General features: G+C 53.0%; 13 protein-coding genes. 1 reads left to right on the forward strand and 12 read right to left on the reverse strand.

All coding sequences use genetic code 11. The features are described from left to right. Positions 1–122: 122 nt before the first annotated feature. Positions 123–1,229 (reverse strand): HD-GYP domain-containing protein, encoded by a 1,107-nt coding sequence (locus tag MJ257_RS15465; RefSeq protein WP_240270088.1) that lies wholly within the window; start codon positions 1,227–1,229, stop codon positions 123–125. 205 nt (positions 1,230–1,434) lie between these two features. Further along, positions 1,435–3,957, reverse strand: coding sequence for a DNA gyrase subunit A (gyrA, locus tag MJ257_RS15470; protein WP_240270089.1), 2,523 nt, complete (start codon positions 3,955–3,957; stop codon positions 1,435–1,437). A gap of 338 nt (positions 3,958–4,295) precedes the next feature. Between gyrA and MJ257_RS15475 the strand changes: the two genes are divergently transcribed. Next, positions 4,296–5,087, forward strand: a complete 792-nt coding sequence (locus MJ257_RS15475) for a YheC/YheD family protein (RefSeq protein ID WP_240270090.1) — start codon at positions 4,296–4,298, stop codon at positions 5,085–5,087. Between the two features lie 81 nt (positions 5,088–5,168). On the opposite strand, the gene gyrB is transcribed toward MJ257_RS15475, so the two are convergent. The 10 genes from gyrB to gnd all read right to left on the reverse strand — a co-directional run bounded on the left by gyrB (position 5,169) and on the right by gnd (position 17,005). Beyond that, positions 5,169–7,073, reverse strand: coding sequence for a DNA topoisomerase (ATP-hydrolyzing) subunit B (gyrB, locus tag MJ257_RS15480; protein WP_240270091.1), 1,905 nt, complete (start codon positions 7,071–7,073; stop codon positions 5,169–5,171). A 41-nt stretch (positions 7,074–7,114) separates the two neighbouring features. Next, complete coding sequence (remB, locus tag MJ257_RS15485; protein WP_068784306.1) at positions 7,115–7,363, reverse strand: extracellular matrix regulator RemB; 249 nt, start codon at positions 7,361–7,363, stop codon at positions 7,115–7,117. Between the two features lie 16 nt (positions 7,364–7,379). Then, positions 7,380–8,492, reverse strand: a complete 1,113-nt coding sequence (recF, locus tag MJ257_RS15490) for a DNA replication/repair protein RecF (protein WP_240270092.1) — start codon at positions 8,490–8,492, stop codon at positions 7,380–7,382. Positions 8,493–8,550: 58 nt separating this feature from the next. Then, a complete protein-coding gene (gene yaaA / locus MJ257_RS15495) occupies positions 8,551–8,775 on the reverse strand; it encodes a S4 domain-containing protein YaaA (RefSeq protein WP_240270093.1) in 225 nt (74 codons plus the stop codon). A 34-nt stretch (positions 8,776–8,809) separates the two neighbouring features. After that, positions 8,810–9,952 carry a DNA polymerase III subunit beta gene (gene dnaN, locus MJ257_RS15500; RefSeq protein ID WP_240270094.1) on the reverse strand — a complete coding sequence of 381 codons (1,143 nt, stop codon included), beginning with the start codon at positions 9,950–9,952 and terminating at the stop codon, positions 8,810–8,812. Between the two features lie 346 nt (positions 9,953–10,298). Then, complete coding sequence (gene dnaA / locus MJ257_RS15505) at positions 10,299–11,645, reverse strand: chromosomal replication initiator protein DnaA (RefSeq protein ID WP_178020857.1); 1,347 nt, start codon at positions 11,643–11,645, stop codon at positions 10,299–10,301. A 516-nt stretch (positions 11,646–12,161) separates the two neighbouring features. Then, entirely contained in the window at positions 12,162–13,709 is a 1,548-nt protein-coding gene (gene gntK / locus MJ257_RS15510; protein ID WP_240270095.1) for a gluconokinase, read from the reverse strand. 54 nt (positions 13,710–13,763) lie between these two features. Next, positions 13,764–15,125 carry a GntP family permease gene (locus MJ257_RS15515; RefSeq protein ID WP_240270096.1) on the reverse strand — a complete coding sequence of 454 codons (1,362 nt, stop codon included), beginning with the start codon at positions 15,123–15,125 and terminating at the stop codon, positions 13,764–13,766. 179 nt (positions 15,126–15,304) lie between these two features. Further along, positions 15,305–15,976, reverse strand: a complete 672-nt coding sequence (locus tag MJ257_RS15520) for a GntR family transcriptional regulator (RefSeq protein ID WP_240270097.1) — start codon at positions 15,974–15,976, stop codon at positions 15,305–15,307. Between the two features lie 129 nt (positions 15,977–16,105). Continuing rightward, entirely contained in the window at positions 16,106–17,005 is a 900-nt protein-coding gene (gnd, locus tag MJ257_RS15525) for a phosphogluconate dehydrogenase (NAD(+)-dependent, decarboxylating) (protein ID WP_240270098.1), read from the reverse strand. Positions 17,006–17,072: the final 67 nt, after the last annotated feature.

Raw genomic sequence — 17,072 nt, forward strand, 5'->3', positions numbered from 1 at the left:
CCCTCGAGCGAATATTGCAAGACTTTTTATTCAACCAATGAATTCCAAGTTTATGGCTCATCGTCTCGCAAATCTCAGCGGGTAAGTAATAATATACCCCGAATCGATCCCAAAAATCAACCCTAGGAAAGAACTTCCTCGATATGCAGTTGTCTCTCCACGATCAAATTGACGATTTGCCCTTGGACCGATACCATGGGGCGCGTAGGATGATTTCGATCGGAGAATACAATCTCCCCTTCGCTCCCATTGCTTAGACGGACCCGCGTCCCATGATGAAATTGGGTGACCTTATCAACGAAGGTTTGGACAACGCCGGGATCAAGTTTCCCGAATGCCTCAGACCGAATTTCCTCCAGAACCAAATAAGGAGATTTCGCTTTACGGTATCGACGATTCAGCGTCATGGCATGGAAGATATCCGCAACGCTTACGATTTTCGCGTAGATATGAATTTTGTCGCCCGTCAAACGGAACGGATAACCGCTACCGTCCATCTTCTCGTGGTGCTGCAGCGCAGTCAGCCGAACGCCCTCATTAATCGCTGCCGTTTTGCGCAACTGCTGATAACCGTAGGTCGTATGCATCCGCATTTCCTCAGCTTCGTCCGCCATTAACTGGGTCGGCTTATACAGGATTGCCGGATCGATTTTCGTATTCCCGATATCATGCAATAACCCGGCAAAAGCCACCTGCATCCAATCCTTCTGGGGCAACCCATGCCACTGGGCCAGCAGATAGGAAGTCAAGGAGGTGAGAATAGCATTGTGATACATATAGTCGTATTCGTTCATATTGCGCGGGATAAACGTCAGCACATGATAATGCTTCAACTGGCGCACGAGCGCCTCTAGTTGGTGACGGAGCTCGTAGATCGGCAGTTCTGCGGCCAATACGGATTGAAATGCGCTTTTCGTTAGATGCAGCATCCGGTCATACTCGCGGTGCAGCGAGATTAATGGGCTGATCCCCTCCGGTTTGGCGGCTCCCGCCGCCGCCGCTGTCGTGCCCGAAGCTGGCTTCGGCGATTCCGTAGCCTCTGCTCCCTTCCGCTCGGGAACCGCAAAATCATCGACTTCAACCTGTCGGACCATAAAGGCGCGTAGGATATCCAAATCTCTCGGAAGCAAAACCTTGCCCTTTTGCAGCAAAAGACCGCCCAATGGACTATAAACGTGACTCATCAACTTAACTCCCGGTTTGACATCCGCGATTGAGATACTAACCATCCTTTACTCTCTCCTTAGGGTAAGACTAGGGTTCCGAGTCTCTTCAATTTTACATTTTCTAGGAACAAAGAACTAGAGACCGCTATTTCTATTATAGTACGTTGGCAAAATGGCTAGCAATCTTTCTTTTTCGCGGGTAAAAAGAAGGCAAAAAAAGACCCCCGAAACGGGAGTCCGGGAGTCTTGATCTTGCTATGCTATCGAGTTATTCTTCGGCGCCATCCTGTCCGGATTCCGCGCCATTGTCTTCAATCGCTTGGTCTTGATCCTGCAAGAGCTCGCTGTCTCCCTCTGAATCCTCTTCCTCGCTCTTGTCCGAGCGGCAAACCGTCGCCACGGAATCATCCTCGCGGATGTTGATCAGCTTCACGCCTTGCGTATTCCGTCCCATGGTGGAGATGCCCTCCATGCTCGTCCGGATCAGCGTACCGCTTGCGGTAATGATCATCAGGTCCTCGTCATCCTTAACGACCTTCAGTCCGACAACCGTGCCGTTCTTTTCCGTCACGTTGATCGTTTTGATCCCTTTACCGCCGCGGCTTTGCGTACGGTATTCCGAGACTGGCGTCCGCTTGCCGTAACCTTTAGCGGTAACGATCAGCACGTCTTGGCCCGGAATGACCACGTCCATGCCGATGACCGCGTCGTCGTCATCCAACGTGATGCCTTTGACCCCGGTTGCCGCCCGGCCCATGGAACGTACGTCGCTTTCCGGGAACCGGATTGACATGCCTTGCGCTGTGCCCATGATAACTTCCTCATTACCGTCGGTCAGCTTCACGTCGATCAACGTATCGTCCTCACGCAGGTTAACGGCAATCAAACCGCCTCTGCGGATATTGATATAATCTTCGATCGGCGTCTTCTTCACGATGCCATTCTTCGTGGCAAAGAACAAGTACTTATCGTCGTCAAAGCGCTCGACCTCAATTACTGCGTTAACCGTCTCGCCCTGCTCGATCTGGATCAGATTGATGATCGGCGTCCCCCGCGCGGTACGGCCCAGCTCCGGAATCTCGTATGCCTTCAGCCGGTAGGCTTTGCCGCGATCGGTAAAGAACATCAGGTAATGGTGGGAGTTCGTCACGAACAGATGCTCCACGAAGTCATTATCCTTGGTGTCCATCCCGACAACGCCGCGTCCGCCCCGTTTCTGACTGCGGTACGTCGTGACCGGCAACCGTTTGATGTAGCCGGTATGCGTGATCGTAATGACCACTTCTTCTTGAGGAATCAAATCCTCGTCAAGGATGCTCTCTTCGCCGATCGTAATTTCCGTGCGGCGTTCATCGGCGAATCTCTCGCGAATTTCCTGCAGCTCTTCGCCGATAATCTTGAGCACAAGGTGTTCATTGGCAAGGATCTCGCGGTATTCGGCGATCTTCTGCAGCAATTCGTTATATTCGTCCTCAATCTTCTCGCGTTCCAAACCGGTCAACCGGCGGAGTCTCATATCGAGAATCGCTTGCGCCTGCTCGAAGCTGAGTCCGAAACGAGTCATCAAGCCTTCGCGAGCTTCTTCATCCGATTTGGATCCCCGGATTAAGGCGATGACCTCGTCGATATGATCCAAGGCAATCCGTAAGCCTTCCAGGATATGCGCCCGGGCTTCGGCTTTTTTCAAATCGAATTCCGTACGCCGGCGAACAACCTCAACCTGGTGCTTCAAATAATGGCTTAGGACGTCCTTCAGCGTCAGAATCTTCGGTTCGTTGTTGACGATGGCCAGCATGTTAATGCCAAACGAGCTTTGCAGCGCCGTATGCTTGAACAAGTTGTTCAACACGACGTTCGGATTGACATCCCGGCGAAGCTCGATGACCACGCGCATCCCGTTGCGATCTGATTCGTCGCGCAAATCGGTGATGCCGTCGATTTTCTTCTCGCGAACGAGCTCGGCGATTTTCTCGACCAAACGGGCCTTGTTGACCTGATAAGGAAGCTCCTCCACGACGATCCGGGCTTTGTTATTGTGCTCCTCGATCGTGGTTTTGGCCCGCATCGTAATCGAGCCGCGTCCTGTCGTATAAGCCTGGCGGATCCCCGAGCGACCCAAAATATAACCGGCCGTCGGAAAATCCGGGCCTTTAATATAATCCATCAATTCCAGCGAGCTTATGTCGGGGTTCTCGATCAAAGCATGGACCCCGTCGATGACTTCCCCTAAGTTGTGGGGCGGAATGTTCGTTGCCATCCCGACCGCGATCCCCGATACCCCATTCACCAGCAGGTTCGGGAAGCGGGAAGGAAGCACAACCGGTTCCTGTTCTTCGCCATCGTAGTTCGGCATGAAATCGATCGTTTCTTTGTTGATGTCACGCAGCATTTCCATTGCGATTTTGGATAACCGTGCTTCGGTATACCGCATCGCTGCGGCCATATCGCCGTCGACCGAACCGAAGTTGCCATGGCCTTCGACGAGCATATATCTCATCGAGAAATCCTGCGCCATACGCACCATCGTCTCGTAAACGGCGGAATCCCCGTGGGGATGATACTTACCGATAACTTCACCGACGATTCTGGCCGATTTCTTGAACGGTTTGTCCGGATGCATCCCCAAATCCGACATCGCATAGAGAATACGGCGATGCACCGGCTTCAGACCATCCCGCACATCCGGCAACGCACGGCTGACAATAATGCTCATGGCATAATCCATAAAGGACTCGCGCATTTCCACATTAATGTCCCGATCTATGATTTGAGAGAATTTTTCTTCCGCCATGCTGGACCTCCTTCATAATCTATCCACGTGCCTTCGTATGGGAAAAAGCCCGAAAAACCGCCACTTTCATTATATTACTTTCACAAATCAAGCTCAATTAAACGTGACCGGCTTTCCTACACGATCCATATAGACAGCAAAAAAATAGGGATGTGTCCACTCCCATCGAATCGTACGTTCATACACTACGGATATAGGCATTTTCTTTGAATCGCTGAAAAAGCTTATAAAATCCCCATATCTTATAATTATACCATTGTTTTTCTCTTCTGTCCTATGTTTTTCGCAGGGATGAGAACGGGCCGGCCACGGTCCGAAAGAAAGGAAGGTTAATCGTTTTGACGATCCAACGTATCGCAAGCAAGTGGGAGAAAACGAAAGTGATCCGCCAGAAGGAATCCCTTCGTCCATACATTCCGGATACGCGAAAATACTCCTTCGAGCATCTCCGGGATATGCTGGAGGCATACGGCTATGTCTTCGTCAAACCGGATCACGGCACCTACGGCATCGGCGTCATGAGCATCGAGCATTGGACGGACGATCTGAGCCCCGGAAGCCCGCTCCAGTATAAGCTCAGGCACGGGATCGAATACGAGCTGTACCCGACGGTGGAGGAGCTTCATGCCGCGCTGGTCGGTAAAATCGGACAAAAGCCTTACTTGATCCAAAAGGGCATCCAATTGCTCACCTACCGCCGCCGCAGGTTCGATATTCGGGCTCTCGTGCAACAGACGCCGCGCAAAACCTGGGAGACCACCGGGTTTATCGGACGAATCGCCGCCCAGCAGAAGGTCATCACCAACTATCACGGGGGCGGCAGCGTCATGCTGATCGAAGATTTGCTCAGTTCCCATTTAACCCCCAAAGAATTTGCCGAGAAATACAAGGAAATGAAATCGGTCGGCGTACAGGCAGCGCTTCAACTGGCCCGCAAGTTTCCTAAACTTAAGGAAATCGGCCTGGATATCGCCATCGATGAGCAGCATCAAATCTGGATTCTGGAGGTCAATACGAAGCCGGCTCTATTTCCCTTCAAAATGCTGCATCCGAAAGAGGTCTACCAAAAAATTCGGCGTTACGCCGTTGCTTACGGCCGGTTGAAGGACAAATCCGCCAAGGCGAAATAGGAAAAAGGCTGTTCCGAATCTGCCGAAGGAACCCCTCGGTCAGTTTAGAACAGCCTTTTCTATATCGCTTCTCATGTAAACTTAGATATCGAGATTCTTTACGTACTTCGCGTGCTCGTGAATGAAATCGCGCCGCGGCTCGACGTTATCGCCCATCAGCGTATCGAAAATCGCGTCCGCCTGGATGGCGTCGGAAATCGATACCTGCTGCATCGTGCGGCTCTCCGGATCCATCGTCGTCTCCCAAAGCTGTTCCGCGTTCATCTCGCCCAGACCTTTGTACCGCTGAACGTTAACTTTGACGCCTTCGCCAAATTCGGCGATGATTTCATCGCGTTCTTTCTCGGAGCCGGCATAACGAACCACTTTGTTCCGTTCGATTTTGAACAACGGCGGCTGTGCGATGTAAACATAACCCGCTTCGATGATCTTGCGCATGTAGCGGAAGAAGAAGGTCAACAGCAGGGTGCGGATATGCGCACCGTCGACGTCGGCATCGGTCATGATGATGATCTTGTGGTACCGCGCCTTCGATATATCAAACTCTTCGCCGATCCCGGTACCGAGCGCCGTGATGATCGCCCGGATCTCGGCATTGCCGAGAATGCGGTCCAACCGTGCTTTCTCGACGTTCAGAATCTTCCCGCGAAGCGGCAAAATCGCCTGAAAATGACGATCCCGTCCTTGCTTCGCCGATCCGCCCGCCGAGTCCCCTTCGACGATATACAGTTCGCTGATCGAAGCGTCCTTGGAGGAGCAGTCCGCCAGCTTGCCTGGCAAGGCGCTGACTTCGAGCGCGCTCTTGCGCCGCGTCAGTTCGCGCGCTTTCCGAGCCGCTTCCCGTGCCCGCGAGGCTTGGAGCGACTTCTCCAGGATCCGCCGGGATACGGAAGGATTCTCGTCCATGAACTCCTGCAGCTTCTCCGCGAACAGCGATTCCACGATACCGCGGACTTCGCTGTTGCCCAGTTTGGTTTTCGTTTGTCCTTCGAACTGCGGTTCCGGAATTTTGACGGAAATAATCGCCGTCAATCCCTCCCGGACGTCATCCCCGGTCAGGTTCGAATCGTTCTCTTTAATCATGCCGGTCTTGCGGGCATAATCGTTAATGATCCGGGTCAAGGCGCTCTTGAAGCCGGACTCGTGCGTCCCGCCTTCATGCGTATGAATGTTATTCGCGAAGGAATAAATATTTTCCGTATAGCTGTCGTTGTACTGCAGCGAGACTTCAACCTGAATCATGTCCCGCTGTCCTTCGACGTAAATGGGATCCTCATGAAGCACTTCACGGTTATGATTCAGGAAGCGGACATACTCCATAATGCCGCCTTCGTAATGGAACGACTCGCTATGACCCGTCCGTTCGTCCGTCAATGAAATGTTGATGCCTTTGTTCAAGAAGGCCAGCTCGCGAATCCGCGTTAACAGGGTATTGAAATCAAAAATCGTCGTCTCCGTGAAAATTTCAGGATCCGGATAAAATCTCGTTTTCGTTCCCGTTTCGGTCGTATCGCCGATAACCCGCACATCGTATTGAGGCGTGCCGCGATGGTACTCCTGCTGATACACATGCCCATCCCGCTTGACCTCAACGATGACCTTCGTCGACAAGGCATTCACGACGGACACGCCCACGCCATGCAAGCCCCCGGACACTTTATATCCGCCGCCGCCGAATTTGCCCCCGGCATGGAGCACGGTCATGACGACTTCCAGCGTTGACTTCTGCAGCTTTTCGTTCATGCCGACCGGAATCCCCCGGCCGTTATCCACTACCGTTACGCTGTTATCAGGATGAACGAAAACGTCGATTTTGTTCGCATAGCCGGCCAGCGCTTCGTCGATACTATTGTCTACGACTTCCCATACCAGGTGATGCAGGCCCCGTACGCTGGTCGAACCGATGTACATCCCCGGCCGTTTGCGTACCGCTTCCAAACCTTCAAGCACCTGAATATTACTCTCGTCATATGTTTGTTCGTTCATTGACAAAACCTTCACCTACTTCTCTAGAATCAAACTCAAGGCTAAACCGCTAAAATCACGTTCGCTTTCTTCTTCAGCGTAGCGGAGGAGATCGGCGAGTAATAGATCTCGTTTTGGGTCACGACGATCGACTTCGCTTCCTCTTCGCCGATGCGCACCACGTTCTTTGCCTCAAGCGCATGGCTGAGAAACTGCTTGGATATTTTTGAAGACTTCTCGATCGTGATATCGAAAATGGCAATCAGCTCCGAGGAGAGAATCACCTTTTCTCCGCCCAAATGGATATACATTCGTTTCCCTCCGTCCTTAACCTTGGACTTGTCCTTCCTGAACATGAAAAATGCTGGCGTCCTGAAGCCGGCTCGCATTGATGCTTTCAATCCCCGTAGCCGTAATGAACGTCTGCACTTTGCTCTGAAACGTTTCGATCAATTGGGTCTGGCGGTACGGGTCCAATTCCGACAATACGTCATCCAGAAGGAGGATCGGGTATTCGCCGATTTCTTCGTGAATGAGCTCGATTTCCGCCAATTTCAACGATAATGCCGTCGTCCGCTGCTGGCCCTGGGAGCCGTAAACCTGCGCTTCGTTGCCGTTGATAATAAACGACAGATCATCGCGGTGCGGTCCGCAAAGCGTCATGCCGCGGCGAATTTCCTGATCTTTCATTTGTGATAACTTTATCATAAATTGCCGCAATAGGACAGCTTCATCTTCTTCCTCGGCTTCGCCGAACGAAGGAAGATAAGCCAATTTCAAGGTTTCGCCGCCTCCGGTGATCCCCTCGTGAATGTGCTCCGCCCACTTTTGCAGTTTACTTATAAATTGTTTCCTTTTTTTGATAATTTTAACACCGTGTTCGACTAACTGTTCGTTCCAAATGTCCAGCATCGTCGTCATTTCGGGGCCGGCCCCCCAAGCCTGCTTCAGCAAATTATTGCGTTGGATCAGCACCTTCTGATACTGCTGCAAATGATAGAGATAGCTGGGCTGAACCTGTCCGATCTCCATGTCAAGGAACCGGCGCCGTACCCCGGGAGTTCCTTTGACGATTTCCAAATCCTCGGGAGCGAACATCACGACGTTCATCGCCCCGATAAAATCGCTCAGCTTCCGCTGTTCCAGCCCGTTTAGCTTCGCTTTCTTGCCCTGCGGCGTCAATCGCAGCTCCAGTTGTACCGCGCCGTACTTCTTCTCTACCTCCGCCGATACCACCGCATGGTCGCTGCCGAACGAAATCAGCTCCTTGTCTTTGCCGGTCCGGTGCGATTTCGTCAGCGCAAGCACGAACAACGCCTCGAGCAGGTTTGTTTTCCCTTGGGCGTTACGTCCGATGATGAGATTAACCGCGCCGAAAGCGTCCAGCGTAAGGGTGCCGTAATTCCGGTAGTTTTGCAGCGATAAACGATTTACAAACACGCTCTAAGCCCCCTCATCTTCCGCCGGTTTTTCGGCGGTTCGGCCCGGTCAGGGCCATTCAGGGAGCATCTTCTCCCGCCACCTGAAATGAGCCGCAACCTTCCACCTCAACGATATCGCCCGGATACAGCTTCCGGCCCCGCCGCTCCTCCGGCTCGCGATTGACCTTCACGGCGCCATCCTGCAGGATGGCCTTGGCCATGCCTCCGGTCGATACGCAATCCGCCAGCTTCAGGAAAGAATCTAGTTTAATATATTCGCTTGAGATGGAAATTATTTTCATTGGCGTTGGCTCCTTTTTCATCTTCTAAAGCGGTCTAGTTCGTCGTGCGGTATGGCAGGATCAGATAAAGGCTCTGGCTGTCGTCTACCGGCTTAATGATGATCGGGCTCATGGCGCCCGTAAACCCGATGTGCAACTGTTCGCTTTCCACGACCTTCAGCACGTCCAGCATATATTTCGAGTTGAAGGAAATGCGCAGCGGATCCCCCGTAAACTGGGCCACGTCCAGCTGTTCGGTTACTTTCCCCAGCTCGGAGGAGCTGGAGGAAATTTCGATCGTGCCGTCTTCGAGCGTCTGCAGGCGAACGATGTTCGTCTTCTCCTCGCGGGACAGCAAATAAGCGCGGTCGATCGAATCGCTTAGCTTCTTGGTGTCCAGGACGAGTTCTGTTTTATAAGTGGTCGGAATAATCTTGGAAGTATCCGGATAAGTGCCGTCGAGAATGCGAGTATAAAACAACACGCGATCGATTTTGAACAAAACCTGATTGTCGGCAACGACGATTTCGACCCGCGTATTTTGGTCGGGAATGATTTTGCTGAGCTCGTTCAGCGTTTTGCCGGCAATAACGATGTTGCTGAATCTTACGCCATCGGCGTCGTCCAAGCCTGCGATGCGGCTGGCCAAACGGTGGCGGTCCGTCGCGACGAATTTGAATTGGTTATCCGTCAGGTTCCACAATACGCCGGTCAGAATCGGCGAAGTTTCGTTGGTGGAAATGGAGAATACCGTTTGCCGAATCATATTTTTCAACAAATCGCCGGGAATCGAAATCACCTGGTTCTCCTCGATGCTAGGCAGCACCGGGAATTCCTCCGGGTCAAGACCCACCATTTGGATATCGGTCGATCCGGAACGGATGAAGGTTTGAAACCCGTCCTGCACTTCCATTTCGATCTCGGAGGATGGCAGTTTCTTGATGATCTCAACGAAGAACTTCGCCGGCAGGACGACGCTGCCCGGACGTTCTACCTGTACGATTTGCTTCTCTTGATCCTCGGCCGGAATAAAGGCCTGAATGGAAATGTCCGTATCGCTGGCCGTCAGGGTCATCCCTTGAAAGTTAACGTCCAGTTTGATCCCGGTCAAAATCGGAATCGTCGTCCGGCTCGAAATGGCCTTGGACACGTGTTGGATCGATTCATTGAGATCATGTTTCAAAATACGGATTTTCATAAATTCAACTCCTAAACGTTTTATGAAGCATGCGCTTCTATGATTAACATGGCGATCTAACTCACTTCATCGCTCCGGAAGCATGTAACCGTCATAATCTTCGCCTCCGAAGCATAACCTAAAGGTATGTACGGTTTGAGGCGCTTCAATCTTCTTCTTCGGTTGGACAAGTGCGGCAGTTCAGCGCTTCCCGAAGCGAAAGCTTGTCCGCCACTTATGAAGATGTATATATCTTTAATAGATTAGAAGAAGTAGTAGGGGCACTGAATATGTGGATAACAACCAAATCAATATGAAATGAAGCCTATCCACATGTGAATATCATGTGCATAGGCTTATCCCTTATTCAGGTGGCACTTTTTATTTTTTCGGTAATGTTGTTGACGATTTTAAATAGCTCTTGGTCCGTCTTCAACTGCTGGGTGATTTTCTCGTGCGCATGGATGACCGTCGTATGGTCCCGGCCGCCAAACGCGTCGCCGATCTTCGGCAGCGAGAAATCGGTCAGCTCCCGGGCTAGATACATGGCGATTTGCCGCGGAAACGCGATCGCCTTCGTTCGTTTGCGTGCCTTGAAGTCGTCCAGCTTCAAATTGTAGTAATCGCCGACCTTTTGCTGGATGTCCTGGATCGTGATCATCTTCGGACGGCTGGAAGGAATGATGTCCTTGAGCGCTTCGGCGGCCAAATGGGTCGTTATGTCCTGGTTGATCAAGGAAGAGTAGGCGACGACGCGGATCAACGCGCCCTCCAGCTCGCGGATGTTTGTATCGATCTGATTGGCGATGTACATCATCGCTTCGTTCGGGATATCGAGGTTTTCCGCTTTCGCTTTCTTGCGCAGAATCGCGATCCGGGTCTCCAGATCCGGCGGCTGGATGTCGGTGATCAAGCCCCATTCGAACCGGGAGCGGAGCCGCTCCTCGAGCGTCGGAATCTCCTTCGGCGGCCGGTCGCTGGAAATGATAATCTGCTTGCGCTCTTCATGCAGCGCGTTAAACGTATGGAAGAACTCCTCCTGGGTCGATTCCTTGCCGGCGAGAAACTGGATGTCGTCGATCAGCAAAATATCGATGTTGCGGTATTTGTTGCGGAAGCTTTCCGCGCGGTTGTCCCGGATGGAGTTGATGAATTCGTTCGTAAATTTCTCGGAGGAAATGTACACGACTTTACTGCTGGGGCTGTGTTCCAAAATGTAATGGCCGATGGCATGCATCAGATGCGTCTTGCCAAGTCCCACGCCGCCATAGAGGAACAGCGGATTGTACGCCCGCGCCGGTGCCTCGGCGACTGCCAGGGAGGCGGCATGGGCAAACCGATTGCCGGAACCGATGACGAAGGTATCGAACGTATACTTCGGATTAAGCATATGGGAAACGCTTTCCTCGCTTGGGACGGGAGCGGGGGGTTCCTTGTAAACCTGAGCTTGCTCGGGCGGGGCCGACTCCTCGATCACGAATGAGACGTCGACTTGCTTGCCGATCACCTCGAGAACGGTCGTTGCCACCAGTTTGGTGTAGCGGCTCTCCAACCATTCCACAGCGAACGTGGTCGGAGCGGAGATCACGATCGTTTGATCGGTCAAGGAGACCACCTTGGTCGCTTTAAACCAGGTGTCAAAGCTCGGTTTGCTCAGTTTCGTATTAATAATCGATAAAATATGTTGCCATATTTCCGAAGTATGGCTGTCCACAGACTGTCACTCCTTTTAAATCTTCCAATTGTGGCTTAAGCCATGCAGAAAGAAGTCGAAAAAACATAAATAAAGGGGAGTTTTATCCCCAATGTTAAGTAAAGTATAATCATTTTAAAACGATAAATTTTCGAATTGTTCACAATGTTATCCACAGCCTGTTAATAAATCAGCGGATAAATCTAGATATTCACAACGAAAACAATATAATCATAGCAAAAGAAGGCCTGTTTTTCAATGAGCTGTCTGCTTTTATCCACAAATTCAATAATTTGTGCATAAATATCATTCACACCACTACATATTGTTTATAAATTGTTTAAAATTCGACAGGGAGCTCCACAATCCCAAAAAAACTATTCACAAGTTATTACAAGAAAGCCCAAACTTCGAAATCGGATGTGCATAAATCAACCGGCCGGCTTAGTAAAGTTCGTTCTCGTCTTCGTCCCGGCAAAATAAAAATCCGACCGCCCTTTAAGGACGGTCGGATTTTTTAGATTGAGACTGAGCGTATTACAGTTCGGCCTGTTGCTGTTGGAACTTGGCGATTGCCTCGTAATCTTCCTCCAATTTGCGCGAAATACGGATGTAGATTGGCAACAGCTGCTTATAAATCGCCGCATGCTCCGGGATCGGCGTGTGCTCGTGGGTGCCGCCGACCATATCTTTGACGATATCGAAGGAATCGATTTCGCCCAAGGCATACAAACCAAGTACCACGGCTCCTAGGCAGGAGCTCTCAAAGCTTTCCGGGATGACGACCTGCTGGTCGAAGATATCGGCCATCATTTGACGCCATAGCGGAGAGCGGGCAAAGCCGCCCGTCGCTTGGATTTTCTGCGGGCGGCCGATCTGCTCTTCCATCGCCAGAAGCACTGTGTACAGGTTGTAAATCACGCCCTCCAGCACGGCCCGGATCATGTGCTCCTTCTGATGATGCAGCGTCAGCCCGAAGAAGGAGCCGCGCGCATGGGGATTCCACAGCGGAGCCCGTTCGCCGGCCAGATAGGGGTGAAAGAGCAGCCCGTCCGCGCCGGGACGGACGCGCTCGCCGATTTTGGTCAGCACGTCGTACGGGCTGATCCCCAGCCGTTTCGCCGTCTCCACCTCGGAAGCGGCGAATTCGTCCCGCACCCAGCGGAAAATCACCCCGCCGTTGTTGACCGGCCCTCCGATCACCCAGTGCTTATCCGTCAGCGCGTAGCAGAAGATCCGGCCTTTGGGATCGGTTCTCGGACGGTCGACGACGGTGCGGATCGCACCGCTGGTGCCGATCGTGACGGCGACGACGCCGGGGTCGATGGCATCGACCCCGAGATTGGACAGGACGCCGTCGCTGGCGCCAATGACGAAGCGAGTGGAGGGAGCGAGTCCCATGGCGTTGGCATAGTTGGCTGCCAAGCCTTGCATGACATGCGTCGTTGGCACGAGCTTCGACAGCTGCTCCGGCGTGATACCGGCGACCTGCAGGGCTTCTTCGTCCCAATCTAGGCGCTCCAGATTCATAAGGCCGGTGGCCGAGGCGATCGAATAATCCACGACATACTCTCCGAACAGCTTCAGGAAGACGTATTCCTTAATCGAAACGAACTTGCGGGCTTGCGCGAAAAGCTCCGGCCGCTCATGTCGAAGCCACAGCAGCTTGGTCAGGGGGGACATCGGGTGGATCGGCGTGCCGGTACGCAGATAAATCTCGTGGCCGCCGAGCTCGTTCTTCAGCTTCTCCGACCAATCCGCACTGCGGTTGTCCGCCCAGGTGAGACAGCGCATCAGCGGTTTGCCTGTGCCGTCCAGCGGGATGACGCTGTGCATCGCCGAACTGAACGAGACGAAGCCGACCTGTTCCGGAGCGATCCCGCTGCTATTCATGACTTGACCCACCGCCGCGACCACCGCGGCAAAAATCTCCTCGGGATCCTGCTCGGCCACGGAAGCGGAGGGAGTATACAGCGGATACTCCTCATTCGCCGTGGCGATCACCTGGCCGCTGCGTTCGTACAACACGGCCTTGGTGCTGGTCGTCCCGATATCCAGGCCGATCATATGCGTTACGGTACCCATAACCTACCTTCTCTCTACGTCAATTTTCATATTTCCATTGTAATGAGTTTTGCCTTAGAAAATAAAGCTCAGCCCGAGGATCAACGCCAGACCGACGACGGACAGGAGCGTTTCCATGACGGTCCACGACTTCAAGGTTTGCGGCACCGTCATATTAAAGAATTCCTTCACCATCCAGAATCCGGCATCGTTGACGTGGGAAAGCACGATCGAGCCGGCGCCGGTGGCGAGGACGGCCAGTTCGACATTGGCTCCCGGGGTCAAAGCCAGCACGGGCGCCACGATGCCGGCCGCCGTCGTCATCGCAACCGTTGCCGAACCGGTAGCCACACGGATTAAGGCCGCCACGAACCAGGCGAAGAGAATGACGTTGACGTGCGCGCCGGTTGCGATTTGCGCGATGGATTCGCCGACGCCGCTGTTGATCAGCACCTGCTTGAACGCGCCGCCGGCCCCGATGATCAGCACGATGCCTGCAATCGGTGCCAAGCATTCGCTCGTGAATTTGGAGAGATCCTGCTTACTGAAGCCGCGGCTATAACCGAGCGAGAAGAAGGAGAACACGACGGCGATGAGCAGCGCCATGATCTCGTGGCCGATAAATTCGCAGAACAGCGTGACCGGGCGAGTGGCCTCCGGGTCGAGGATATCGGCGATGGAGCCGATCAGCATAAGGATGACTGGCAGTAAAATCGTAAACAGCGTGATGCCGAACCCCGGCAGCTTGCGTTCGCCTTTAACGGCGAATTGCTCGGCCAGCTCGGCCGGCGGTTCCAACACGATCCGCTTGCCGATGAACTTACCGAACAGGGGGCCGGCCACAATGGCCACCGGTAAGCCGATCAGGATCGAATACAAAATGGTCCGGCCCAGATCCGCCCCGTAGGCATCGATGGCGATCATCGGCGCCGGATGCGGCGGAACGAGTCCGTGTACGGTGGACAAACCGGCCAAAATCGGAATGCCGATTTGCAACAGGGACATTTTCGTTTTTTTGGCGACCGTAAAGACGATCGGAATCAACAAAATGACGCCGACTTCAAAAAATACCGGGATCCCGACGATAAAGCCGACGAGCATCATCGCCCAGTGCACTCTTTTCTCGCCGAACCGGTCCACCAGCGTGGTCGCGATGCGCTCCGCACCGCCGGATTCGGCCATCATTTTGCCCAGCATGGTGCCAAGCCCGATGACGATCGCAATCGTGCCCAGCGTACCCCCGAGACCGCCGGTGATGGAACTGACCACGTCCAGAGGCTTCATGCCGGCCAGAAGACCAAGCAACAGCGCGGAAATAAGCAGCGTTACGAAGGGATTCCATTTATATTTGGAAATCAGTACGATCAAGAACACGATGGTGAGCAGCGTCCAGAACAATAACGTAGCGTTATGACTCATGCCAAAGAGAGTATCCAAAGCGATTCCTCCTCATATTTCGTTTAACTTGATGTAATTGCGCAAGAGTGCAGCGCTTTCATTTTGAATTGATGGGAATGGACCCTGTTATTATGATCAAAATCCACAGGAATTGATAATTGTATACTTGTCGACAACAAAATCAGCCAAAAGGGTCCGGGGTCCCGTCCTTTATCTGATTATTGGGGGATGCTCGTATGAAGCGTGCGGTGTGAGTCGGCGAAGTATTCCTCCACATTGCGTCCGATGATTCCGGCATCGCGGGATTTTAATCCCTCCAGCAGCTTGCGGTGCTTGCCGATCACATAATCGATCTTGTCCTCGTCCTGCGATAAAACCTCGCGTGTCGTAATCAGCATTACCGTCATCACGATTTGGCGGATACTGGTCCATAGATGCAAGATGCGCGTATGCTTGGCTCCCGCAATAATCGTCTCGTGAAAACAGAGATCCTGATAGGCGAATTCCACAATGTCCCGGTGTTTGCCGGCCAGTTCCATTTTGTCGATGATTTGCGCGAGCGGAGCGATCAACGCTTCGGGATCTTCCGCTACCTGCTGCGAGGCGAAGCTTTCGATCAGATAACGGACATCGTATAATTCGTCGACGTCCTGCAGGCTCAGGCCGTTGACGACGGCACCCATGCGCTGAAGGGTGATCAGTCCTTCGCCGGACAGCGTTTTCAGCGCCTCGCGAACCGGGGAGCGGCTCGTGCCGAAATCCGCGGCGATGCGGTTTTCCGACAGGACGGCGCCCGGTTTGATGGTGCCTGCGATGATTTGCAGCCGCAGTTCCGCGGCGATCGTCTCGCCGAGCGAACTGCCTTTTAACCAGGAAGAAGGGTATTGCATGCGATATTTCTCCTATTCCAAGGGATGTCATCCCGCTTGATGATCGTGGAAACCTAAATACTTCGATCATAGCATGAATTTCGTCGGATGGGGAAACTCGCTGCAAGGTTTTGTTGAATTTCCAGCGGATTATTTGGACGATTCTACCGCGTGACCGCCGAACTCGTTGCGCAGAGCTGCGACGACCTTGCCGTGGAAGGTATCCTCCTGGAGCGAACGGTATCGCATGAACAGCGACATGGCGATCACCGGTGCATTCGCTTGCAGATCCAGCGCGGTCTCCACCGTCCATTTGCCTTCGCCGGAGGAGTGCATGACGCCGCGGATGCCTTCCAGTTTCGGATCTTTGGCAAACGCGTTCTGCGTCAGCTCCATCAGCCAGCTGCGGATGACCGAACCGTTCGACCATACCCGGGCGACCTGCTCAAAATCGTAGTCATACGGGCTTTTGTCGAGCAGTTCGAAGCCTTCGGCGATCGCTTGCATCATGCCGTATTCGATCCCGTTATGGACCATTTTGAGAAAATGGCCGCTGCCGGACGGACCGGCATACAGATATCCGCCGGAAACGGCGATATCCCGGAAGATCGGCTCCATCAGCCGGAAAGCTTCTTCTTCGCCGCCGATCATGAAGCAGCCGCCTTGCTCCGCGCCTTCGACGCCGCCGGAGGTGCCGACATCGAGGAATCGGATTTTCCGGGCCGCCAGTTGCTCCGATAGCTCCAGCGAGTTTTTGTAATGCGAATTTCCGCCGTCGATAACGATATCTCCCGGTTCCAGCAAGGGAGTCAGCGTATCGACTACCGATCGCAGCGGGGCGCCGGCCGGGACCATCACCCAAATCCGTCGTGGCGTTTCCATTGAAGCGACGAGCTCCTTCAGGCTGGCGGCGGGAACCGCGCCTTTCTCGGCCGCGCCCTTTACGGATTGCGGATTCATGTCGTAGGCCACAACGTCATGTCCGTGCTCCAGCAGATTCAGAACGAGATGGAAGCCCATTTTTCCAAGCCCAATCATGCCTAATTTCATCGAAAGAAGCACCTCTTTTCACTTCTGTATACTTGTATACAACTTACGATTTGAATATACTCCGATT

The organism is Paenibacillus timonensis (assembly GCF_022427145.1).
GTDB classification, from domain to species: domain Bacteria; phylum Bacillota; class Bacilli; order Paenibacillales; family Paenibacillaceae; genus Fontibacillus; species Fontibacillus timonensis.